This window comes from Azospirillum doebereinerae (assembly GCF_003989665.1).
GTDB lineage: Bacteria > Pseudomonadota > Alphaproteobacteria > Azospirillales > Azospirillaceae > Azospirillum > Azospirillum doebereinerae.
Genome location: NZ_RZIJ01000010.1, coordinates 73,495 through 95,632, shown reverse-complemented (window position 1 = coordinate 95,632; position 22,138 = coordinate 73,495). Strand labels below are relative to the sequence as shown.

The following is a 22,138-nucleotide window of genomic DNA, read 5'->3' as shown; positions in this document are numbered from 1 at the left end:
ATCCCGATCCGGGCTTACTTCACGATGTACGGAAGCAAAGCCAGGAAACGGGCGCGCTTGATGGCGCGGGCCAGTTCGCGCTGCTTCTTCGTCGAGACCGCGGTGATGCGGCTCGGGACGATCTTGCCACGCTCCGAGATGAAGCGGGACAGCAGCTTGACGTCCTTGTAGTCGATCGCCGGAGCGTTCGCGCCCGAGAACGGGCAGGTCTTGCGGCGGCGGAAGAAGGGACGGCGAGCGCCGCCACCGGTGCGGGCCGCCGGGGCGCCCGTGGTCTGCTTGTCGCTCATTACGCGGTCTCCCCTTCACCAGCGGCCATGGTCTCCGAACGGCGCGGCGGACGCGGGCCACGGTCGTCGAAGCGGCGGGGACCACGGTCGCCACGGTCGCCGCGATCACCGCGCTCGTTCCGGCTCTGCATCATCGCCGACGGGTTGGCGTCGAGCTCGTCGACGCGCACGCTCATGTAGCGCAGGACGTCTTCGTTGATGCTCATGTTCCGCTCCATCTCGGCGACGGCGGCGGCCGGCGCGTCGAGATTGAACAGGGTGTAGTGACCCTTGCGGTTCTTCTTGATCTTGTACGTCAGGGTCTTCAGACCCCAGTACTCGGTCTTCGCGACCGTGCCGCCGTTGTCGCGGACGATCTGGGCGAACTGCTCACCGAGCGCTTCGGCTTGGGCGGCCGAGATGTCCTGGCGTGCGATCAGCACGCACTCGTAAAGTGCCATTGCACTCCCCATGGCTGTTCATGGTCCGGCGCTGCGCCGTCATCCCCAATGGATGAGGTCAGCCGCCCGGGCCTAGCCGGCGGCATGCCGTCGGCAAGGAGTTATGAAGCGGCGCAGTATGCACAGGCGAGCCCCGCTGTCCAGTGGAAATCCGAAGGAAATTCAAGCGCCCTCCGGCGTTGCTTCCTTCGCCAAGCGCCCCGGCGCGAAACGCCCGCTCCAACCTGCGAGGGTAACGCCGACGCGCCGCCGGGCGCCAAGGCGAGAAAGCCGTGACGCATACAGCCAAACGGCAGAACAAGCCCGCAGGAGCGCCGTTCCCGCCTGCGTCCCAGGGCCGTGCGGCGTTCGCTAGGCCGGGAGACAAGGTCACCGGGCCGGCGCGACGGTCGCCATCCACATTTCGGCTCGCACGGGGAAACCAATGCGCACAGACTCCCAGTCCTTCCACATCGCGGAACTGCGCGGCCTCGCCTGCATCCTGCTGGTGGCCTACCATGTGGTCGGGGTGCCGGGCACCGGCATGCAGGTGGACGACGGATCCATCTACCGTTACGCGACCAGCAGCTTCGAACTGATCCGGATGCCGCTGTTCACCTTCATCTCCGGGCTCGTCTACGCCTACCGCCCGGCCCGCGGCGGGGCGCTGCCGTCCTTCTTCGTGAAGAAGCTGCGCCGCCTGGGCTTCCCGTTCCTGGTGGTCTCGACGCTCTTCTATCTGGTGCAGACCCGCGCGCCGGGGGCGAACGGCAGCTTCGCGCCGGGGGCGATGTGGGAGATCTACGTCTATTCCTACGCCCATTTCTGGTACCTCCAGTCGCTGTTCCTGATCTTCGCCGTGGTGGCGCTGCTGGACGCGGCCAAGCTGATCGACCGGCCGCTGCCCTTCGCGGTCGCGCTGGGGTTGGCGATGGTCGCCTGCCAGACGATCCACACCGAATCGAACGTCTTCTCGATCAACGAGACCTTCGTCCTGCTGCCGCATTTCCTGCTGGGCGTGGCCGTCACCCGGTTCCGCGACCGTCTGCCGCGCCGCGCGCTGCTGGGGGCGGGGGCCGCCGCGCTGCTCGTCGGGCTGGCGTTGCACCAAGCGTCGCTGTTCGGGGTGATCCAGCATTATTTCGGCTGGAACAGCGTGGTGGCGCTGCTGTGCGGGATGGGCGGGGCGGTGACCCTGCTGCACGTGATGCCGTCGAGCCTGGTGTTCCGCACGGTCGGAAAATCCTCCTACGCCATCTATCTCCACCACGCCTTCTTCACGGCGGGGGCGCGGGTGGCGCTGCACAAGCTCGGATTCGACGACGCCGCGGTGTTCACCGTGGCGCTGCTCGCCGGGCTGACCGGGCCGATGGTGCTGGAGGCGCTGGCGCAGATGCGGCCCTGGACGCGGGTCGCGCTGGTCGGAAAGGCCTGAGCGCCAGGGGCGGAGACCGCGATCCCTTGCGGTCTCCGCCATTTTGCCGCCGGTCTCACGGCACAGCTTATGAACAGAGCAAGATTCGAACGGCCCGGACCCACGAACAACGCCGGAGTCGAAACGGCTGTTCGTGTGGCTTTTGCCTGGATCGGGTGCATTTTATCGACCGGTTGGCGGTTTCATCATCGCGCGTCGCTTGACTTGCCCAAAAGTGAGGGTATGACTGTCGCCCAATCCACGGTGCCGCCGCGATAGGGCGGGGCGCTTTCATCAGGGCTTCATACACAGCATGACCAGGGCGTTCGTCTTTCCGGGGCAGGGCAGCCAAGCCGTCGGCATGGGCCGCGAACTCGCCGAAGCGTTCGAAGTCGCGCGCCGCACCTTCGAAGAGGTCGACGACGCGCTGAACCAGCGGCTGTCGCGCCTGATGGTCGAAGGCCCCGAGGCCGACCTGACCCTGACCGAGAACGCCCAGCCCGCCCTGATGGCGGTCAGCGTCGCCGTGCTGCGCGTCCTGGAAAGCGAGGGCGGGGTCGATCTCGCCAAGCACGCCTCCTTCGTCGCCGGCCATTCGCTGGGCGAGTATTCGGCGCTCTGCGCCGCCGGAGCCTTCACCCTGGCCGACACCGCGCGCCTGTTGAAGAAGCGCGGTCAGGCCATGCAGAAGGCGGTTCCGGTCGGCAAGGGCGGCATGGCGGCCCTGCTGGGCGCCGACCCCGAGCAGGCCCAGGCGATCGCCGCCGACGCCGCGCAGGGCGAGGTGTGCTCGGTCGCCAACGACAATTCCGCCGGTCAGGTGGTGATCTCCGGCAGCGCCGACGCCATCGACCGCGCCATCGCGCTGGCCGCCGAGCGGGGGCTGAAGCGCTCCGTCCGCCTGCCGGTTTCCGCGCCCTTCCATTGCTCGCTGATGCAGCCCGCCGCCGACGCGATGGCCGAGGCGCTGGCCGCCGTCACCATTTCGGCGCCGGTCGTGCCGGTGATCGCCAACGTCACCGCATCCGCCGTGTCGGACCCCAACGCGATCCGCAAGCTGCTGGTCGAGCAGGTGACCGGCATGGTCCGCTGGCGCGAGAGCGTCCTGTTCATGAAGGAGCAGGGCGTGACGACGCTGGTGGAGATCGGTTCCGGCAAGGTGCTGGCCGGCCTGACCAAGCGCATCGACAAGGAACTCTCCGCGTCGTCGGTCGGCACGCCGGCGGACGTCGAGTCGTTCCTGAAGACCCTGTGAGGCCCCATCCCATGTTCGACCTGACCGGCAAGTCGGCCCTCGTCACCGGCGCGTCCGGCGGCATCGGCGCGTCCATCGCCCGCGCCCTCCACGCGCAGGGCGCCACCGTTGCGCTGTCGGGCACCCGCGTTCCTCCGCTGGAGGCCCTGGCCGCCGATCTGGGCGAGCGCGCCTTCGTGGTGCCGGGCAACCTCGCCGAGGCGGCCTCGACCGAGCAGCTCGCCAAGGACGCCGAGGCGGCGCTGGGCAAGATCGACATCCTGGTGAACAACGCCGGGCTGACGCGCGACCAGCTCGCCATGCGCATGAAGGACGACGACTGGCAGGCGGTCCTCGACGTGAACCTGACGGCGGCCTTCCGCCTGTCGCGGGCCGCCATGCGCGGCATGATGAAGCGCCGCTGGGGCCGCATCGTCAACATCACGTCGGTGGTCGGCGTCACCGGCAATCCGGGGCAGGCGAACTACGCCGCCTCGAAGGCCGGGCTGATCGGCATGTCGAAGGCCCTTGCCGCCGAGCTGGCCTCGCGCAACATCACCGTCAACTGCGTCGCGCCGGGGTTCATCACCACGGCGATGACCGACGCCCTGAACGACGAGCAGAAGCAGAAGCTGCTCCCCGCCATCCCGGCCGCCCGCATGGGCGAGCCGGGGGAGATCGCCGCCGGGGTCGTGTACCTCGCGAGCGAAGAGGCCGCCTACGTCACGGGCCAGACGCTGCACATCAACGGCGGCATGGCCATGATCTGAGGCGTCGCGCCTCTTGTGAAGCTTCGCAGTCCCCGGCCCCCGCGGGCGCTGGTCAAGGCTGCGGAAATGTGTTATCGGACGGGGCTTTTCGCGGCAGGACGGCACGTTCTTCGCGTGTTGCTCCGACCGGATTATCCCGAGCGGTTTCAAGGATTGGAAGGTCTTAAAAGATGAGCGACATCGCCGAGCGCGTGAAGAAGATCGTTGTGGACCACCTGGGTGTCGAGGAGTCGAAGGTGGTGGAGAACGCCTCCTTCATCGACGATCTGGGCGCTGACAGCCTCGACACCGTCGAGCTGGTCATGGCCTTCGAGGAAGAGTTCGGGGTCGAAATCCCTGACGACGCCGCGGAGAAGATCCTGTCGGTGAAGGACGCCATCGACTTCATCAAGGCGAACGCCTCGGCCGCCTGATCGCGGTCGTCCAGCGTTTCCCGAGGGCCAGGCGATCCGCGACGCGGTGGCCTGGCCGTCGACGAATTTCTATGGGCAAGGGTCAAGGAACAGCCTCATGAGACGTGTTGTCGTCACCGGCCTCGGTCTGGTCACGCCGTTGGGCGTCGGCCACGCGCTGAACTGGGAGCGGCTGGTTGCCGGTCAATCGGGAATCCGCGCGATCACGGGCTTCGACGTTTCGGACCTGCCCGCCAAGGTGGCCGGCCAGATCCCGCGCGGCACCGGCGAGGGGGACTTCAACCCCGACGCCTACGTGCCGGTCAAGGATCAGCGCAAGATGGATGACTTCATCCTCTACGCGATCGCCGCCGCCCAGGACGCCATCAAGGATTCCGGCTGGGTCCCGCAGACCGACGAGGAGCGCGAGCGCACCGGCGTCATGGTCGGGTCCGGCATCGGTGGCCTGCCCGGCATCGCCGCCGGCGCCATCACCATGCACGAGAAGGGGCCGCGACGCCTGTCGCCCTTCTTCATCCCGTCCTGCCTGATCAATCTGGCCTCGGGCCATATTTCGATCCAGTACGGCTTCAAGGGACCGAACCACGCGGTGGTGACCGCCTGTTCGACCGGCGCGCACGCCATCGGCGACGCCGCGCGGCTGATCATGTGGGAAGACGCCGACGTCATGGTCGCGGGCGGCACCGAGGGCGCGGTCCACCGCCTCGGCATGGCCGGCTTCGCCGCCATGCGCGCGCTGTCCACCAACTTCAACGACACGCCCGAGAAGGCCTCGCGTCCCTACGACAAGGACCGCGACGGCTTCGTGATGGGCGAGGGCGCCGGCGTCGTCGTGCTCGAGGAGCTTGAGCACGCCAAGCGCCGTGGCGCCACCATCTACGCCGAGATCGTCGGTTACGGCCTGTCGGGCGACGCCCACCACATCTCCGCCCCGGCGGAGGACGGCAACGGCGGTTTCCGCGCGATGAGCGCGGCGCTGAAGCGGTCGGGCCTGTCCACCGGCGACATCGACTACCTCAACGCGCACGGCACCTCCACGCCGCTGGGCGACGAGATCGAACTGGGCGCCGCCAAGCGCCTGTTCGGCGCCGACATGGACAAGCTCGCCATGTCCTCCACCAAATCGGCCATCGGCCATCTGCTGGGCGCGGCCGGCGCGGTCGAGGCGATCTACTCGATCAAGTCGATCAACCACGGCGTCGTCCCGCCGACGCTGAACCTGGAAAACCCCTCGGAAAGCTGCCTGGGCGTCAATCTGGTGCCGAAGGTGGCCCAGGAACGCCGGGTGCGCGCCGCGCTCTCCAACTCCTTCGGCTTCGGCGGCACCAACGCGTCGCTGGTCTTCAAGGAGTTCGCGTAAGCGCGATGGGCTGGGGCCTCCGGATCATCGCGGGGGTGCTGGTCGTCGTCAGCGCCGCCGCCGCTGGAGTCGGGTACTGGGGAGCCTCGCGCGTCGTGGCTCCCGGACCGCTCGAACACGCCGAGACGGTCGTCATCCCGCGCGGCAGCGGGATCGAGGCCATCGCCATCACGCTGGGTGACGCGGGCGTCATCGAGTCGCCGCTGCTGTTCGCCGCCGGGGCGAAGCTGATGGGCAACGTCCGCGACCTGAAGGCGGGCGAGTATCTGTTTCCCGCCGCCATCAGCATGGAAGCGGTGCTGGAGCAGATGCGCCAAGGGCGCACCGTGGTCCGGCGCTTCACCGTGCCGGAGGGGCTGACCTCGGCCCAAGTCGTCGCCCTGCTCGACAAGGAGCCGGCGCTGACCGGTCAAGTGGCCGCCGTTCCGAAGGATGGGACGCTGCTTCCGGAAACCTACCATTACGCCTATGGCGACGGGCGCGCGGCGCTGGTCGAGCGCATGCGCACCTCCATGACCCAGGCTCTGGCCGAGGTGTGGAAGAACCGGGACGAAGGGCTGCCGTTCGAGACGGCGCAGCAGATCCTGACGCTGGCCTCCATCGTCGAGAAGGAGACCGGCATCGCGGCGGAGCGCGCCAAGGTGGCCGGTGTCTTCATCAACCGGCTGGAAGCCGACATGAAGCTGCAATCCGACCCGACGGTGATCTACGCGCTGACCGGCGGCGAGGGCGAACTGGGGCGGGCCTTGACCCGCAACGACTGGAAGTTCGAGTCGCCCTACAACACCTATCAAATCACCGGTTTGCCGCCGGGTCCCATCGCGAACCCCGGCAAGGCCTCGCTCCAAGCGGTTGCGAAACCGGAGAAGCACGAGTTCCTGTATTTCGTCGCCGACGGCACCGGCGGCCATGTCTTCGCGAAGACTCTTCCCGACCACAACCGGAACGTTGCGAAGTGGCGGGAATTCCAGCAGAGCAAAACGGGCGGCCACGGCGAAACCTCGGCCGATTGACGGCCGAATTGCCGATAACGTTTCGCCCGGTTGCGGGAGCCGTCAGGCTTCGGCAGTCTTTGCACTGCAACAAAACCGACGCGACCCTAGCCAAGGAGAGTGCCATGAGCGTGGACGTCGAGCAGCGCATCCGGGACCGCGCCTACACGATCTGGTTGGAACAAGGCTGTCCGCATGGTCAGGACGGCGACCATTGGCTGCAAGCCGAGCGCGACGTCGCGGCGACGGTCACGCCCATCGGCATCCCCGCGGAAACGGCGGCCCCGGCGGTGAAGGCACCGCGCAAATCGGCCAAGAAGGCGGTGGAGGCCGAACCGGTCGCGCCGGTGGTGTCCGAGGCGCCGGTCAAGGCGCGCAAGCCGCGCGCCCGGAAGACGGTACCGGCCTGAACGGCCGGTTCCATAGGACGCTGCAGGCGTATGATCTGAAACTTGAAACCGGCGCCGCCCGATCAGGCGGCGTTGGACGCGGCCAGGACCGGCTCGGTCACGGTGGCGACGACGACACCGGCGGTGGTGCCGTAGGACTTGCGCGCGGCGCGCAGACGCTCCAGCGATTCCAGCAGGCTTTCCTCGGCGAAGCCGGGGGCGAGACGGGCGAGTTCCTGTTCCGTCATGGCGATGAAGCCATCCAGAAGGCGCGCGTGGATGCGGCTGGCCGTGCGGACTTCATCGGCGATCATCGGTGCGGACATGGTCGGCTTCCCTGTCTTCGGGTTGGGGTCTGTATCACTGCCGGGTTCAACCTCCCGACAGCCCCAATTAACGACCATCACGGTTAAAAGAAGATTAAATGCGATCTAATCCGTCATGGGAATAGGAATTACCACTTTCGATATTGTGTGTATGCGCGGTAGTTGTCTTGCCTGGTCTGTGACAGACGGTGGCTTGTTCTTGTGACATGGCCTGTAGACTTGCCGGAAGATGTATGACTGGCCTTGAATGCTGATGGGGTTGCCGCAGCATGGGGGCAAACCGCCCGCAAAATGTTTCATGAAAACGAATTCATGGTGCGGACAGGCGTGGGACACATGCCGGACGCTACTGTTTGTCGTGTGACGGGGACGGTTATCCCCCAAGATCGGTCCCGTCCTTGAAGCCTTGTTGAAGCGTTTGTCATTTGCGTCTCTTCCGGTGGTTCCCTGCCACCGAAAACGGCCGTCCGGCTTCTCCCGCAAGCCCCCCGGACGGCCTCCTCGGCGGAGCGCGGCGTGGCCATTCTCGCGGCCATCGTTGCCCCCCACAGTGACCGCCGGTCCCGGCGCGCTCCGCCACCCTTCTCCTTTCCCGATCCGTACAGCGCGGCCTTGACGAGAGGCGTGGCAACCGGCTTTCTGGGTGCGGTCCCAAGCCCTTGCCCCCGTGAAAATCCCGCCCGTGCGCCCAGTCATCCTCTTCCCGCTGTTCAAGCCGGTCACGGCGCTCCCCGGTCTCGGCCCCCGTCTGGGCAAGCTGGTGGAAAAGCTGGCCGGCGCTCATGTCGTCGATCTGTTGTGGCATCTGCCCTGCGGGGTCGTCGACCGCCGGTTCTCGCCGAGGATCGCCGAGGCGCCGAACGGCCGCATCGCGACGCTGACCGTGCGGATCGATTCCCACGTCGCTCCCGTGAATCCGCGCCACCCCTACCGCATCCGTTGCACCGACGACAGCGGCGTGCTGGAGCTGATCTACTTCCATGTGAAGGGCGATTGGCTGAGCAAGCAGATTCCGGCCGGGACCACGATGGTGGTGTCGGGCAAGGTCGAATGGTTCAACGACACCCCGCAGATCACCCATCCCGACGCCGTCGTTCCGCTGGAATCGAAGGACGACATCGAAACGGTGGAGCCGGTCTACCCGATGACCGCCGGGCTGCCGGCCAAGACGCTGCGCAAGGCGGTGCGCGCGGCGCTGGGCGACGTGCCGACGCTTGCCGAATGGCAGGATCCGGCATGGCTCGCCCGCCGGCAATGGCCGGATTGGGCCGACGCGCTGAAGCGCGCCCACACGCCGGACGACGAGGCCGACCTCGCCGCCACCTCGCCGATCCGCTGCCGGCTGGCCTATGACGAGCTTCTGGCGAACCAATTGGCCTTGATGCTGGTGCGGGCCAGCCAGCGCCGCCTCGCCGGCCGGGCGACCGAGGGGAACGGGGCGCTGCGGCAGGCCGCGCTCGCCGCCTTGCCCTTCTCGCTGACCGGGTCGCAGAGCCAGTCGCTCACCGAGATTTACACCGACATGGCGGCCGAACGCCGGATGCTGCGCCTGTTGCAGGGCGACGTCGGCAGCGGCAAGACGGTGGTCGCCCTGATGGCGATGCTGAACGCGGTGGAGACCGGCGCGCAGGCCGCGCTGATGGCGCCGACCGAAATCCTCGCCCGCCAGCACGCCGAGAGCCTCGCGCCGCTGTGCAAGGCGGCGGGGGTGGAGATCGGCCTGCTGACCGGGCGGGACAAGGGCAAGGCGCGTCAGGCGGTGCTCGACCGGCTGGCGTCCGGTGAGTTGCCATTGCTGGTCGGCACCCACGCGCTGTTCCAGGAGGACGTCGCCTTCAAGGATCTGGCCTTGGCGGTGATCGACGAGCAGCACCGCTTCGGCGTCCACCAGCGTTTGCAGCTCTCGGCCAAGGGGCGGGCGGTGGACGTGCTGGTGATGACGGCGACGCCGATCCCGCGCACGCTGACCCTGACCGCCTACGGCGACATGGACGTGTCGCGTCTGACCGAGAAGCCGGCGGGCCGCAAGCCGGTGCAGACCGTCACCATCGCGCTCGACCGGCTGGAGGAGGTCGTCCACGGCATCCACCGCAAGGTGGGGGAGGGCGCGCGGGTCTATTGGGTCTGCCCGCTGGTGGACGAATCGGAACAGACCGACCTCGCCGCCGCGACCGAGCGCCACGCCTTCCTGCGCGCCACCTTCGGGGAGCGCGTCGGGCTGGTCCACGGCAAGATGCGCGGTCCCGACAAGGACGCCGTGATGGCTGCCTTCGCGGCCGGCGATCTGGACGTGCTGGTCGCCACCACGGTGATCGAGGTCGGCGTCAACGTGCCCGAGGCGACGGTGATGGTGATCGAGCACGCCGAGCGCTTCGGCCTCGCCCAACTCCACCAGCTGCGCGGCCGGGTCGGGCGCGGCGAGAAGCCGTCGAGCTGCCTGCTGCTGTTCGACCCGCACCTGACCGAGACGGCGCGCGCCCGGCTGAAGACGCTCCGCGACACCGAGGACGGCTTCGTCATCGCCGAGGAGGATCTGCGGCTGCGCGGGGCCGGCGAGGTGCTGGGTACGCGGCAGTCGGGCCTGCCGGGGTTCCGGCTGGCCGATCTGGCGGTGCATGGCGATCTGCTGGCGGTGGCGCGCGACGACGCCAAGCTGGTGGTGGACCGCGACCCCGAACTGGCAACGCCGCGCGGTCAGGCGCTGCGGACGCTGCTCTACCTGTTCGAGCGGGACGCGGCGGCCAAGACGCTGCGCTCGGGCTGAGTGGTAACGTCGGCGGGGGGGAGGGCGGCGGGCATGGCGGCGCGGCGCTCGGTCGGCACGACGATGCCGCCGGACATCACCAGCTTCAGCCCGTCCTCGACCGTGATGTTCAGGACCGTCACCGCGTGGCGCGGCACCATCACCAGATAGCCGGCGGTCGGCGGCGCGCAGGGGATGAAGACGTTCACCATCTCCTCGCCGCTGACCCGCTGCACCTCCGGATGGGCGCTGCCGGTGATGAAGCCCAGCGACCACACGCCGTCGCGCGGGTACTGCAGCATCACCACCTCGCGGAAGGCGTTGGATTTCTTGGCGAGGACCGTCTCGAAGATCTGCTTCACCGCGCCGTAGACGGTGCGGACGACCGGCATCCGCTCCACCAGCCCCTCGCCCAGCCCCAGCACCAGACGGCCGACATAGCCGGCGGTGAAGGTGCCGATCAGGGTGACGACAATCAGGACGGTCAGGACGCCGATGCCCGGAATCGAGAAGGGCAGATAGTTTTCCGGGTTGTAGGCCGCCGGGATCAGCGGCCGGATGTGCCCGTCGATGAAGGACACGAACCACCACGCGATGTAGATCGTGATGGCGATGGGAGCGGTGACCAGCACGCCGGCCAGGAAATAGGCCCGCAGCCGCCCGATGAAACCGATCCGTTCACGGCGGGGGCGCGGCGGTTCGGCCGGCTGCCCATTCTGCTCCGTCGCGTCCTTGTCCACGCCCGCCCATCCGTCGAAAGCCGTTTCCGGCCATAGTGATGCAAGCGCGCGCGCGGCTCAACCGCCGCAGTGCGAAAAACGTTGCCCCTTCATCCAGAGACGATGCGTCAGCCTAACGCGATGCAGAGCATCGTCACCGCGCCGGCGATGGCCGCGCCGTCGACGTGGTTGGGAAAGGATTGCCAGAACTCCTCCTTCGGCGCGGGCTCCGGCGCGTCGAATTCGTCCAGCCACAGGCCGGCGGCCATCCCGCCGCAGATGCGGTCGGTGATCGCGCCGGACAGATGGGCGGTGGCGACCGCCAGATAGCAGAACTTGATGAATTCCAGGACAAAGGCCATGGCGCCGCCCGCCTCGGCGACCGGGTCGGTCACGCCGCCGACGGCGGCGACGGTGGTCGCCATGGCGACGGCGGCCGCCAAGGGGATCGCGGCGACCGACAGCAGCCGCTGGGTGTCGACGCGGCGGGCGGTGGGAATGAAGGTGGACGGCATGGCGGTCGATCTCCGGGCGGGTGCGGATGGCGTGTTCCCTCCGTTCTCACCCGTTAGGGTTAACGGACGATTGACGCGGTTCATTGGTCACATCCCTTTCCACCTTTGCGCGGCTCGGGTTATTCTTTTGCGCGAAGGTTTCCCCCGGTTCGAAGGTCTCAGCGCCTTGTCCACTCCCGCCGAATCGACGCACGCCCTGGCGCTCGACCGCATCCACCTGCTCGATCCGCTGACGATGGAGCAGCGGGCGGCGGTGGCGCGCCAATGCCGCTGGCGCCGCTTCGCCCAGGACGAGCAACTGATCGACCATTGGGCGGAAACCGGCGACGTTGCCTTCATCGTGGAAGGGCGCGCGCGGGTGGTCAGCCATTCGGCCGGCGGGCGTGAGATCAGCTTCCACGACGTCGAGGCCGGTGAATTCGTGGGCGAGATGTCGGCGCTGGACGGGCGTCCGCGCTCGGCCTCGGTCGTGGCGGTGGCGGAGGGCACGCTGATCGCCTTCCTCGCCCCCCGGCCGTTCCGGGAGCTGATCGCCGGTCATCCGGCGTTGGCGATGACCATGATGGCGCGGCTGTGCGACAAGCTGCGGGTGGCGACCGACCGGATCATGGAGTTGTCCACGCTGGGCGCCAACAACCGGGTGCACGCGGAGCTTCTGCGCCTCGCCAAGACGCGGGGCCGCGCCGATGGCCGGGCGGCGTGGATCGCGCCCATCCCCGTCCATTCCGACATCGCCGCCCGCGTCAGCACCACGCGCGAGACGGTGGCGCGCGTGTTGAGCGACCTGACCCGCGACGGGCTGGTCGAACGCCGTCCGGACGCGCTGGTGGTGCGCGACGTGGCGCGGCTGGAAGAGATGGTCGAGGACGTGCGCGGCGGCGCCTGACCGGCTGCCATGGGGCTGGCGCGACGGGCCGGAACGCGAAAAGGCGCGTGCGCGGGACGCCGTCCCTCTTGGTGGGCGGCAGTCCCAGGCAACGCGTCGAAATCAAGCGTCAGCAGTGACGATCGGAACGGTCAGTGGGACATCATCCGCAGGGCGATGGACACCGGCGTCGCGTGGAACCACGCCTTCAGGAAGGCGCCGACCGGACGCAGCAGGATGGCGGCCGGGGTGGCCTCGTACCAGGAAGTCACGAACTCGGCGACCGCGTTGTGGGACACCGGGGCTTCGTGGTGATGGCCGGCGTGCGGGACGGTGATGGTGCTCATGATGGCCTCCAAGGACGGAAGGGAAAGAGGAACGGTTCGCCGGGACTCAGTGGAGCAGGGCGCGCAGCGCGATGCAGGCCGGGGTGGCCTGCGCCCACTCCTTCACGAACGCGGCCACGGGGCGCAGGACGAGGTAGGCGGGGGTGGCCTGGAACCAGGAGACCGGGAACTCGACGACGCCGTGCAGGGACTGCGACGAAGCGTGTTCGGCGGTGTTGTGGGAGAAGGTCGTCGTGGTCATGTCGCTCTCCATCAAGCTGATGAAGAGGACTATACTCTGGTACACCAGATGCCAAATACGCAGTCTCTGCATTGCTGGACGGCGCAAAAATTACAGCTGCCCAGAGATTTTCTTCGACGGATGTTTGGCAAGAGGGATGGTTTGTTATGCGAACGATCTGTGATCTTGGCGGACTCTGGCGGAAAGCCCGGCAACTCTTCGGGCGGGACCCTTCGATCGGGCAAAAAAGGAAAAATGGCAAAATGCAGAGCCGCTTGACGGAAGCGGGGACGGTCCCGACCTCAGACAGCATGACGCATTACATCGGTCCCGATCCGCTCCGCACCCTTTACGACGCCGTTCTGGCGCTGCGGCAGCAGCCGTCCGACACCTCCCGCACGGGCAAGCTGATCGCCCAGGGGCGTGCGCGCATGGCGCGCAAAGTCGGGGAGGAGGCGATCGAGGTCGCCATCGAGGCGATGCGCGACGACCGGGGCGCGGTGGTGATGGAAAGCGCCGACCTGCTCTACAATCTGGTCGTCCTGCTGGCCGATCTCGGCATTCCGCCGGACGAGATCATGGCCGAGCTGCGGCGGCGCGAACAGGCCTTCGGCATCGCCGAGAAGCTGCCGAAGACGGAGGAGCCGGTGGTCACCGCTCCGGCTCCGGCGCCGCCCCAGAAACGGCGCAAGAACGCCAAGGGCTGAAAACGCGGTGGCCGCTCAGGCGGCCAGGATCAGCGGCGGGTCGGTCACCACCGCCTGGAAGGCCGGCTTGGCGAACAGATAGCCCTGCATCAGCGTCACGCCGAGGTCGCGGAGCGCGCGGGCCTCGTCGACGGTTTCAACGCCCTCGGCCACCGGGATGATGCCGAGGTCGTCGCAGACGGTCAGGATCGCCTTCACGATGCTGCGGCGGGGACGGTCGCTGTCGATGTGCCGGGTCAGCTCCATGTCCAGCTTGATGATGTCCGGCTGGAATTCCGCCAGCAGGTTCAGCCCGGAATAGCCCGAGCCGAAATCGTCGATGGCGGTCAGGAAGCCTTGGCGCTTGTACTCGGTGAAGATGCTTTTCAGGTGGTCGTGATCGACGATCCGCTCGTTCTCCGTCACCTCGAAGATGATGCGGTCGGTCGGGAAGCCGGTGCGCCGGGCGGCGGCCAGCGTCGCCTGGATGCAGGCCTCGGCCTTGTAGACGGCGTTGGGCAGGAAGTTGATCGACAGCCGGGCGCCGTTCATCGGCAGCCCGGCCGCCAGTTCGATGGCCTTGACCCGGCAGGACTGGTCGAAGGCGTAGCGGTTGCCCTCGTTGACCTGCCCCAGGACCCAGCCGGCGCCCTGTCCCTCGACTCCGCGAACCAGCGCTTCATGCGCCCAGACGCCGTGGGCAGCCAGATCGACGATGGGCTGGAACGCCATGGTGAAATCCAGAGGAAATTTCTCGGCGCAATGTCCACCGCAACCCGCTCCCGCTGTCGTCATCGTCCAGCCTCTCTTTCCAACGCTCGTGTGCCCAGGCAAACAAGTTCATAAATAGGCGGTTTCGTCGCGGGTGTTAACCCAACGGAGGTGTGACAACGGCAACACCTTCGTCTATCCGGATTCCCCTATTCGGCCGCCGCGCGGCTCGGTGCCCCCTGAATCGCCGTCCAGATCGCCAGCGGGGTCGCCGGCATATCGATGTGCTCGACGCCGTATTCCGACAGCGCGTCCACCAGCGCGTTGACGATGGCCGGCGGGGCGCCAATGGCTCCGGCCTCGCCGGCGCCCTTCATGCCCAGCAGGTTGGTGGTGCTGGGAACGCAGTTCAGCTTCACCTCGATCGGCGGCATGTCCTCGGCGCGCGGGAGTTGGTAGTCCATGAAGGAGCCGGTCAGCAACTGGCCGCTGTCCGGGTCGAACACCACGCGCTCCTGGAGCGCCTGGCCCAGCCCCTGGGCGATGCCGCCATGCACCTGCCCGATCACCAGCATCGGGTTCACGACCGTGCCGAAATCGTCGACCACGCTGTAGCGCACGACCTCGACATGGCCGGTGTCGGGATCGACTTCGACCTCGGCGATGTGGCAACCGTTGGGGAAGGTGCTTGCCGGCGGGGTCCAGCGCGCCTGCTCGGAAAAGGCGATGCCGCCTCCGGCGGCCGCCGCCTTGGCCGCGACCTCCTTCAGCGAGACGCTGCGGTCGGTGCCGGCGACGGTAAAGCGGCCCTCGGCGAACTCGATGTCCACCTCGGCGGTTTCCAGGAGGTCGGCGGCGACGGGAATCGCCGTCTTCACCACCTTCGCGGCGCTTTCCGCCAGGGCCGATCCGCCCACCGGGACGGAGCGCGACCCGCCGGTGCCGGCGCCGAAGCTGATGCGGTCGGTGTCGCCCTGCACGACCTCGACGTCCTCGGGCGGCACGCCCAGGCGGTCGGCGAGGATTTGCTTGTAGGCGGTCTCGTGGCCCTGGCCGTTGGTCTGGGTGCCGATCAGCAGGACGACCTTGCCGTCGCCGCCGACCTGCACGGTCGCCTGCTCCGGCCCGCCGCCCGAGCAGGCCTCGATGTAGGTCGACAGGCCGGCGCCGCGACGCTTGCCGCGCGCCCTGGCCTCCGCCTTGCGGGCGGGCAGGCCGGCCATGTCGGCGAGGATCAGGCCGTCCTCCAGATTCTGCGCGAACTCGCCGGTGTCGTAGACCTGCCCCATCGGTGTCGCGTAGGGCATCGCCGAGCCGGGGATGAAGTTGCGCCGCCGGATCTCCGCCGGCCCCAGCCCGGTGACGCGGCCGGCGTGGTCGATCAGCCGCTCCAGTAGATAGGCGGCTTCCGGCCGTCCGGCGCCCCGGTAGGCGTCCACCGGCTGGGTGTGGGTGAAGACACCCTTGACCCGCACGTGGACGGCGGGCGTCCGGTAGGAGCCGACCAGCATCGCCGATCCGGCGTCGGTCGGGATGAACGGTCCGTAGTTGGACAGATAGGCGCCGAGGTTGGCGACGGTGTCGACCCGCAGCCCCAGGAAGCGCCCGTCGGCGTCCAGCGCCAGCCGCGCCTTGCTGACGTGGTCGCGGCCATGATCGTCGCTGACGAAGCCCTCGGTGCGCTCGGCGGCCCATTTCACCGCGCGGCCCAGGCGGCGGGCGGCGAACAGGCAGGCGACGTATTCCGGGTAGTTGAACAGCTTCATCCCGAACCCGCCGCCGACGTCGGTGGTCAGCACGCGGATGCGGGATTTCGGCTCGTTCAGAAGCTCGGCGAACTGCTTCTGCAGGCTGTGGACGCCCTGGCTGGTCACGTGGATCGACAGGCGTCCGGTGTCGGCCTCCACCCCGGCCAGACAGGCGCGGCCCTCCATCGGGCTGGCGACGACCCGGTTGTTGACGATCTCCAGCTCGACCACGCGGGCCGCCTTGGACAGGGCGGCCTCGACGGCGGCCTCGTCGCCGGTCTCCCAATCGAAGCAGAGGTTGTTCGGCGCCTCGTCCCACACCAGCGGGCGGCCGGGCTCCAGCGCCTCGGCGGTGCCGGTGACCGAGGGGCGGTCGTCGTAATCGACCATCACCAGCTCGGCGGCGTCGCGGGCGGCGTCCAGCGTCTCGGCGACGACCATGGCGACCGGATCGCCGACATGCCGCACGAAGCCCCGCGCCAGCGCCGGGCGCGGCGTCCGGACGTAGGGCGACCCGTCGCGCTGCTTCAGATCCGAATTGCAGGGGATCGGGCCGACGTTCTCGGCGTCGAGGTCGGCCACGGTGTAGACCGCCAGCACGCCGGGCACCGCCAGCGCCTCGGCCGTGTCGATGGCGCCGATGGCGGCAAACGCGTGGGGCGAGCGCACGAACGCCGCGTGGCTCTGGCCGGGCAGCGACACGTCGTCGGTGTAGCGTCCGCTCCCGGTCAGGAGACGGGCGTCCTCGGTGCGCGGAACCGCTTGGCCGATGCCGAACTTCATGGAGTCACTCCCCTGTTCTGGCGTGTGTTCCGGCCGCTGTGCCGGTTCGATCCGGTGGATGGCTCCTGCGAAGATAGGCCGGCGTGCCGCAAAGGGGAACCCCGCCGGACCGCAGAGGCACCGTCGCAAACGCGCAAGGTCGCGGCTGGCGAAGCCGGACAAAGGGCGCCATATTGACAAGCATGTGTGGACGAATGCTGCTCACCACCCCCGTCAGCGAGCTTCAGCGGATTTTCGGCGTTCCCGACCGTCCGAACCTGAAGCAAGGCTGGAACGTCGCCCCGACCCACGACATTCCCATCATCCGGTGGGAAGAGGAGGGGCGGCGCCTGCGGCTCGCCCGCTGGGGCCTCGTGCCCTTCTGGGCGGAGGATCCGTCGGTCGGCGCGCGGATGATCAACGCGCGGGCCGAATCCGTGGCCGACAAGCCGGCCTTCCGCGAGGCCCTGCGCAAGCGGCGCTGCCTGGTGCCGCTCGACGGCTTCTACGAATGGACCGCCGCCGGGACAAGCAAGCAGGGCCACGTCATCCGCCGCCGCGACCGCGCGCCCTTCGCGCTGGCCGGGTTGTGGGAGGTGTGGCGCGGACCGAAGGGCGGGCCGCCGCTGGACGTGCCGCTGGAAAGCGTGACGGTCGTCACCACCACCGCCAACACGACGCTTTCGGTTCTGCACGAACGGATGCCGGTGGTTTTGGACGCGGTCGATTGGAAACGCTGGCTCGACCCGGCGACGCCGGTGGAGGACGCAAGGAGTCTGCTGCGTCCGGCGCCCGAAGGGCTGCTGGACGTCGTCCCGGTTGGGCCGCGTGTCAACAGCGTGCGGAACGATGACCCGTCCTGCCTCGATCCGCCGCCACCCGACCCGCGCCGGAAGGCCAGCGATGACCAGCCGACGCTGTTCTGACCGGATCGCGGTTGCAACCCTGACCTTGATGCTCGCACTTGGCGTTCCGGCCTATGCGTTGGGGCAGGCGGCGGGGCAGGGGGCCGGCAAGACCAAAGGCAAGGTGGCGGGTACCCCCAATGTGGAGTTAAAAGGAAAGGCGATCGCGATGGAAGGCGATCTTCTGAGCATCGATGGAACGCCCATCCGGCTGATGGGAATCGATGCGCCCGATCCAGGGCAGAAATGCAGGAACCGCTACGGCCACGAACTCGACTGCTTCAAGATCGCGACGGCGGTTCTCGCCGCCATGGTCAAGGACGAGGAGGTCACCTGCACCGTGGCCGAAAAGGACCGGACCGGCGAGAAGAAGGGCGAATGTCGGGTGCGCAACGTCGATCTGGGAGCGATGATGGTGTCGCGCGGCTGGGCCTTCCACTACGCCAGCCTGTCGGCGGTCTACCAGAAGGGCGAGGCCTACGCGCAGAGCAAGCGGATGGGGCTGTGGGCCGGGCAGGTCGAGAAACCCTGGCAATGGCGCTCACGCCAGCTTCGCGAAAAAGCCCACTGAGCCTCTGCCTTCCGGGAGTTCTTTTCGGGTCGCGAAGGGGCGGGGGGGCGTGATAGGGTTGGAGATTGTTAACGCTTTATTAACTATCTTGGCGCGGGCGCCACGATGGATTTCGGAAGCGGATGGTGGGCCATGCGGGTGTACGGACACGAACTCTACGACCATCTGCCCTACCTGCGCCGCTACGCGCGCGCTCTGACCGGGACGACCGAGGCCGGCGACGCGCTGGCGACGCGCTGCGTCGAGGTGGTGGTGATGGCGCCGACGCGGTTCGGGCTGGACCGGGGGGAAGGGGCGCGGCTTTCGCTCTACGCGTTGCTGCACCTGCTGTTCGACCAGTCGGCCGATGACGGCGCCTACGATGGACGCCCGGCCGCCTCGCCGCACCCCATCGAACGGGCGCTGGCGGCGTTGCCGGAAGCCGACCGGCGGCTCTATCTTCTGATCACGCTGGAGGGGCTGTCGCTGGCCGAGGCCGCGCAGGTTTTGAACCTTGCCCCGCTCGACGCGGTCGATCACCTGAAGGCGGCGCGGGAGATGGTGCGCTCCGCGATGACCCAGCGCGTCCTGGTGGTCGAGGACAACGCGTTGCTGGCGATGGAGATCGGCGAGTTGGTGGCCGACATGGGGCACGTGGTCTGCGGCACCGCCGTCAACCAGCGCGAGGCGCTGTCGCTTTTGAAGGCGGAGAAGCCGACGCTGGCGCTGCTTGACGTGCGACTGGCCGACGGCAGCAGCGGGGTGGAGATCGCCCGCCATCTGCGGCGCACGCGGGCGCTGCGCACGATCTTCGTGACCGCCTTCGACGGCGACCTGGAGGAAATGGACGCCCGCCATCTCGGCCAGATCGTCCGCAAGCCCTTCACCGCCGAGGCGATCCGCGCCGCGATCTCGCGCGCCGTCTTCATGCCCCGGCCGGTGGCGCTGATCTAGACAAGGCTCCAGACACGGGAAAGCCCTCCTCCCACGGTGGAGAGAAGGGCTTTCGAGTGGCGTCGATCCTGTGCGGAACGCCTCAGACCGTGGTCCGGCGTCCGGCGATCATGCGGTAGAGCGCCAGGATCACGACGGCGCCGACGATGGCGCCGATGAAGCCGGCTCCCTCGCCCGGCCGGTACCAGCCGACGGCAGCGCCGAGGTAGGTGGCGACGAAGGCGCCCGCGATGCCCAGCAGCGTCGTGATGATGAAGCCGCCCGGATCGCGGCCCGGCATCAGGAACTTGGCGACGATGCCGGCCAGAAACCCGATGATGATGGTCCAAAGAATGCCCATGGTCCTGTTCCCTTCCGTTGCGGGACCGTCTTCCCAGAGCCAATAACGCTTGAGACGCCGTTTGGTTCTGCGACGGCCGGGACCTTTGTGGGGTGCTCCTACGGGTGTGTGCTTTCCGGGCGCGGAAGCGTCAGCGCAGCGCGGCGATGTTGGCGGCGTATTGGCTGGGGCCGCCGGTGAAGGTGGCGGTGCCGGCGACCAGCACGTCGGCGCCGGCCTCGATCGCCAGACGGGCCGTCTCGACGTTGATGCCGCCGTCGACCTCCAGGTCGATGGGCTTGCCGAGCGCGTCGATGCGGGCGCGCAGGTCGCGGATCTTCGGCAACTGGCTCTTGATGAAGCTCTGGCCGCCGAAGCCGGGGTTGACCGTCATCACCAGCACCATGTCGATGTCCTCCAGCACGTGCTGGATCGCGTCCACCGGCGTCGCCGGGTTCAGCGAGACGCCGGCCTTCACGCCCAGCGACTTGATCAACTGGATCGTGCGGTGCAAATGCGGCCCGGCCTCCGGATGGACGGTGATGATGTCGGCGCCGGCCTTGACGAAGTCGGGGATGAACAGATCGACCGGCGAGATCATCAGGTGCACGTCGAAGACCTTGGCCGAATGCGGCCGCAGCGCCTTCACCACCCCCGGACCGATGGTGAGGTTCGGCACGAAGTGTCCGTCCATCACGTCGATGTGGATGTAGTCGGCGCCGGCGGCGTCGACCGCGCGGACCTCCTCGCCCAGCCGGGCGAAATCGGCGGAAAGAATGGACGGGGAGATTTTGACGGCGGGCATGACGGCGTTCCCTGACGGACGGAGCGTGATGGCCTCCCCATAGCACGACAGGCCGCGCGGGGCCACGCCGGCAAAATCCCCTTTTGTTTGAGGGGCTATTTCCGCTTTACCGAGTCCGCAAAGCGCTGTATCCGTTTGTATATAAACTGTGACACGAAACTCATGGAGATCCGGAATGTTCGGTGTGCGTAAGCGCGCGATGACGCGTCTGGTGTCGGCGGCGGTGTTCGGCGTCGGCCTGATGGTGTCGGCTCCGGCCGCCATGGCGCAGGACGTGCTGGTGATGGCCGCGGCCTCCACCAAGAACGCGGTGGAGAAGCTGGCGGTCCAGTTCAAGGCCAAGACCGGGGCAACGGTGACCTCGTCCTTCGCCGCGTCCTCGGCCCTGGCCAAGCAGATCGAGAACGGGGCGCCGGCCGACCTGTTCATCTCCGCCGACCTCGACTGGATGGACTATCTCCAGAAGAAGGACCTCATCAAGGTCGACAGCCGCGTCAACCTGCTGGGCAACGATCTGGTGGCGATCGGGCCGAAGGGCTCCACCTTGAAGCCGAAGCTGACCCAGGGCGGCGATCTGGCCGCGCTGGCCGGCGACGGCCGCATCGCCACCGGCGACCCCTCGAACGTTCCGGTCGGGAAGTACGCCAAGGCGGCGTTGGAGAAGCTCGGCCAGTGGGAGGCCGTGGAGCCGAAGCTCGCCCGCGCCGACAGCGTCCGCGCCGCGCTGGCGCTGGTCAGCCGGGGTGAGGCGCCGCTCGGCATCGTTTACGCAACCGACGCGGCGGTCGATCCCGGCGTGACCGTGGTCGGAATCTTCCCGCAGGACAGCTATCCGGCCATCGTCTACCCGGCGGCGCTGGTCGCCACCTCGAAGAACAGCCAGGCCGCCGCCTTCCTCGACTACGTGAAGTCACCGGACGGCATGGCGGTCTGGAAGGAGTTCGGTTTCGCTCCGGCGCCGAAGCTGCCATAAGCTCCGCGTCATGGATTTCCTGTCGCCGATGGAGACGACCGCGCTGTTGCTGAGCCTGCGGGTCGCGGGCTTGGCCATCGTGGTGAGTTTGCCGCTCGCCGTTCTGGCCGCCTGGATCCTCGGGCGCTATTCCTTCCCCGGAAAGACGCTGTTCGACGGGCTGGTCCATTTGCCCCTGGTGCTGCCGCCGGTGGTGGTCGGGTACATCCTGCTCATCACCATGGGCACCAAGGGCGTCATCGGCGGCTGGCTGTTGCAGACCTTCGGCATCCGGCTGATCTTCACCACGGAAGGGGCGTCGCTGGCGGTCGCCGTGACCTCCTTCCCGCTGATGGTGCGGGCGATCCGCCTGTCGGTCGAGGCCATCGACACCGGGCTGGAAGCGGCGGCGCGCACGTTGGGCGCCGGCCCGGTCGACCGCTTCTTCACCATCGTGCTGCCGCTGATGGCACCGGGCCTGCTGTCGGGCGCCATCGTCGCCTTCGCCGCCGCGATGGGCGAGTTCGGGGCGGTCATCACCTTCGTCTCCAACATTCCCGGCAAGACGCAGACCCTGCCGCTGGCGATCTACGCCGCGACGCAGGAACCGGGCGGCGACGCCATGGCGGCGCGGCTGGCGACGATCTCCTTCTCGGTCGCGCTGATCGCGCTGATGGTGTCGGAGTTCCTGGCGCACCGGTTGCGCCGCCTGATCGGGCAGGGGTAGGCC

At 68.1% G+C, this 22,138-nt stretch carries 26 protein-coding genes; 15 read left to right on the top strand and 11 right to left on the bottom strand.

Annotation, left to right across the window (positions count from 1 at the left end; all coding sequences use genetic code 11):
• Nucleotides 1-14: 14 nt before the first annotated feature.
• Nucleotides 15-290: a 30S ribosomal protein S18 gene (gene rpsR, locus EJ913_RS14365; protein WP_126998989.1), complete on the bottom strand. Its 276-nt coding sequence runs from the start codon at nt 288-290 to the stop codon at nt 15-17.
• The gene (gene rpsF, locus EJ913_RS14360) at nt 290-730 is read right to left on the bottom strand and encodes a 30S ribosomal protein S6 (protein WP_126998987.1); all 441 of its coding nucleotides are present in this window, start codon (nt 728-730) and stop codon (nt 290-292) included. The genes rpsR and rpsF overlap by 1 nt, the downstream gene beginning before the upstream one ends.
• Nucleotides 731-1,154: 424 nt before the next feature.
• On the opposite strand from rpsF, the gene EJ913_RS14355 reads away from it, so the two are divergent.
• The 7 genes from EJ913_RS14355 to EJ913_RS14325 all read left to right on the top strand — a co-directional run bounded on the left by EJ913_RS14355 (nt 1,155) and on the right by EJ913_RS14325 (nt 7,302).
• Entirely contained in the window at nt 1,155-2,144 is a 990-nt protein-coding gene (locus tag EJ913_RS14355; protein WP_126998985.1) for an acyltransferase family protein, read from the top strand.
• 292 nt (nt 2,145-2,436) lie between these two features.
• Nucleotides 2,437-3,378 carry an ACP S-malonyltransferase gene (fabD, locus tag EJ913_RS14350; protein ID WP_126998983.1) on the top strand — a complete coding sequence of 314 codons (942 nt, stop codon included), beginning with the start codon at nt 2,437-2,439 and terminating at the stop codon, nt 3,376-3,378.
• 11 nt (nt 3,379-3,389) lie between these two features.
• A complete protein-coding gene (gene fabG / locus EJ913_RS14345) occupies nt 3,390-4,127 on the top strand; it encodes a 3-oxoacyl-[acyl-carrier-protein] reductase (RefSeq protein WP_126998981.1) in 738 nt (245 codons plus the stop codon).
• Between the two features lie 170 nt (nt 4,128-4,297).
• Nucleotides 4,298-4,540: an acyl carrier protein gene (locus EJ913_RS14340; protein ID WP_126998979.1), complete on the top strand. Its 243-nt coding sequence runs from the start codon at nt 4,298-4,300 to the stop codon at nt 4,538-4,540.
• Nucleotides 4,541-4,637: 97 nt separating this feature from the next.
• A complete protein-coding gene (gene fabF, locus EJ913_RS14335; protein WP_126998977.1) occupies nt 4,638-5,900 on the top strand; it encodes a beta-ketoacyl-ACP synthase II in 1,263 nt (420 codons plus the stop codon).
• Between the two features lie 5 nt (nt 5,901-5,905).
• Entirely contained in the window at nt 5,906-6,913 is a 1,008-nt protein-coding gene (mltG, locus tag EJ913_RS14330) for an endolytic transglycosylase MltG (RefSeq protein ID WP_126998975.1), read from the top strand.
• 104 nt (nt 6,914-7,017) lie between these two features.
• Nucleotides 7,018-7,302 (top strand): DUF2934 domain-containing protein, encoded by a 285-nt coding sequence (locus EJ913_RS14325; RefSeq protein ID WP_126998973.1) that lies wholly within the window; start codon nt 7,018-7,020, stop codon nt 7,300-7,302.
• Between the two features lie 62 nt (nt 7,303-7,364).
• On the opposite strand, the gene EJ913_RS14320 is transcribed toward EJ913_RS14325, so the two are convergent.
• A complete protein-coding gene (locus tag EJ913_RS14320; RefSeq protein WP_126998971.1) occupies nt 7,365-7,607 on the bottom strand; it encodes a hypothetical protein in 243 nt (80 codons plus the stop codon).
• Between the two features lie 682 nt (nt 7,608-8,289).
• Here EJ913_RS14320 and recG point away from each other — a divergent pair.
• The gene (gene recG / locus EJ913_RS14315; RefSeq protein WP_126998969.1) at nt 8,290-10,371 is read left to right on the top strand and encodes an ATP-dependent DNA helicase RecG; all 2,082 of its coding nucleotides are present in this window, start codon (nt 8,290-8,292) and stop codon (nt 10,369-10,371) included.
• Here recG and EJ913_RS14310 read toward each other — a convergent pair.
• Nucleotides 10,323-11,090, bottom strand: coding sequence for a DUF502 domain-containing protein (locus tag EJ913_RS14310; protein WP_126998967.1), 768 nt, complete (start codon nt 11,088-11,090; stop codon nt 10,323-10,325). The genes recG and EJ913_RS14310 overlap by 49 nt on opposite strands.
• Nucleotides 11,091-11,197: 107 nt before the next feature.
• Nucleotides 11,198-11,584 (bottom strand): hypothetical protein, encoded by a 387-nt coding sequence (locus EJ913_RS14305; RefSeq protein ID WP_126998965.1) that lies wholly within the window; start codon nt 11,582-11,584, stop codon nt 11,198-11,200.
• A 166-nt stretch (nt 11,585-11,750) separates the two neighbouring features.
• On the opposite strand from EJ913_RS14305, the gene EJ913_RS14300 reads away from it, so the two are divergent.
• On the top strand, nt 11,751-12,470 hold the full coding sequence (locus EJ913_RS14300; protein ID WP_338019107.1) for a Crp/Fnr family transcriptional regulator: 720 nt from the start codon (nt 11,751-11,753) through the stop codon (nt 12,468-12,470).
• Nucleotides 12,471-12,601: 131 nt separating this feature from the next.
• Here EJ913_RS14300 and EJ913_RS14295 read toward each other — a convergent pair whose 3' ends face one another.
• The gene (locus EJ913_RS14295; protein WP_126998963.1) at nt 12,602-12,796 is read right to left on the bottom strand and encodes a hypothetical protein; all 195 of its coding nucleotides are present in this window, start codon (nt 12,794-12,796) and stop codon (nt 12,602-12,604) included.
• A gap of 46 nt (nt 12,797-12,842) precedes the next feature.
• Nucleotides 12,843-13,037, bottom strand: a complete 195-nt coding sequence (locus EJ913_RS14290; RefSeq protein ID WP_126998961.1) for a hypothetical protein — start codon at nt 13,035-13,037, stop codon at nt 12,843-12,845.
• Between the two features lie 290 nt (nt 13,038-13,327).
• Here EJ913_RS14290 and hisE point away from each other — a divergent pair, with 290 nt between their 5' ends.
• A complete protein-coding gene (gene hisE / locus EJ913_RS14285) occupies nt 13,328-13,723 on the top strand; it encodes a phosphoribosyl-ATP diphosphatase (RefSeq protein ID WP_126998959.1) in 396 nt (131 codons plus the stop codon).
• Between the two features lie 15 nt (nt 13,724-13,738).
• Here hisE and EJ913_RS14280 read toward each other — a convergent pair whose 3' ends face one another.
• Complete coding sequence (locus EJ913_RS14280) at nt 13,739-14,434, bottom strand: EAL domain-containing protein (RefSeq protein ID WP_238520979.1); 696 nt, start codon at nt 14,432-14,434, stop codon at nt 13,739-13,741.
• A 188-nt stretch (nt 14,435-14,622) separates the two neighbouring features.
• The gene (locus EJ913_RS14275; protein WP_126998955.1) at nt 14,623-16,944 is read right to left on the bottom strand and encodes a xanthine dehydrogenase family protein molybdopterin-binding subunit; all 2,322 of its coding nucleotides are present in this window, start codon (nt 16,942-16,944) and stop codon (nt 14,623-14,625) included.
• 194 nt (nt 16,945-17,138) lie between these two features.
• Here EJ913_RS14275 and EJ913_RS14270 point away from each other — a divergent pair, with 194 nt between their 5' ends.
• The 3 genes from EJ913_RS14270 (at nt 17,139) to EJ913_RS14260 (ending at nt 19,332) form a co-directional block, all read left to right on the top strand.
• On the top strand, nt 17,139-17,849 hold the full coding sequence (locus tag EJ913_RS14270) for an SOS response-associated peptidase (protein ID WP_126998953.1): 711 nt from the start codon (nt 17,139-17,141) through the stop codon (nt 17,847-17,849).
• The gene (locus tag EJ913_RS14265) at nt 17,827-18,399 is read left to right on the top strand and encodes a thermonuclease family protein (RefSeq protein ID WP_126998951.1); all 573 of its coding nucleotides are present in this window, start codon (nt 17,827-17,829) and stop codon (nt 18,397-18,399) included. Before EJ913_RS14270 ends, EJ913_RS14265 begins: the two co-directional genes overlap by 23 nt.
• A gap of 132 nt (nt 18,400-18,531) precedes the next feature.
• The gene (locus EJ913_RS14260; RefSeq protein ID WP_126998949.1) at nt 18,532-19,332 is read left to right on the top strand and encodes a PhyR family response regulator anti-anti-sigma factor; all 801 of its coding nucleotides are present in this window, start codon (nt 18,532-18,534) and stop codon (nt 19,330-19,332) included.
• Between the two features lie 82 nt (nt 19,333-19,414).
• Here the strand turns inward: EJ913_RS14260 and EJ913_RS14255 are convergent, their stop codons facing one another.
• The gene (locus tag EJ913_RS14255; protein WP_126998947.1) at nt 19,415-19,672 is read right to left on the bottom strand and encodes a GlsB/YeaQ/YmgE family stress response membrane protein; all 258 of its coding nucleotides are present in this window, start codon (nt 19,670-19,672) and stop codon (nt 19,415-19,417) included.
• Between the two features lie 130 nt (nt 19,673-19,802).
• Nucleotides 19,803-20,456: a ribulose-phosphate 3-epimerase gene (rpe, locus tag EJ913_RS14250; RefSeq protein WP_126998945.1), complete on the bottom strand. Its 654-nt coding sequence runs from the start codon at nt 20,454-20,456 to the stop codon at nt 19,803-19,805.
• A 175-nt stretch (nt 20,457-20,631) separates the two neighbouring features.
• Here rpe and modA point away from each other — a divergent pair, with 175 nt between their 5' ends.
• Nucleotides 20,632-21,429 carry a molybdate ABC transporter substrate-binding protein gene (modA, locus tag EJ913_RS14245; protein ID WP_126998943.1) on the top strand — a complete coding sequence of 266 codons (798 nt, stop codon included), beginning with the start codon at nt 20,632-20,634 and terminating at the stop codon, nt 21,427-21,429.
• Nucleotides 21,430-21,439: 10 nt separating this feature from the next.
• Nucleotides 21,440-22,135 carry a molybdate ABC transporter permease subunit gene (gene modB / locus EJ913_RS14240; protein WP_126998941.1) on the top strand — a complete coding sequence of 232 codons (696 nt, stop codon included), beginning with the start codon at nt 21,440-21,442 and terminating at the stop codon, nt 22,133-22,135.
• Nucleotides 22,136-22,138 lie beyond the last annotated feature (3 nt).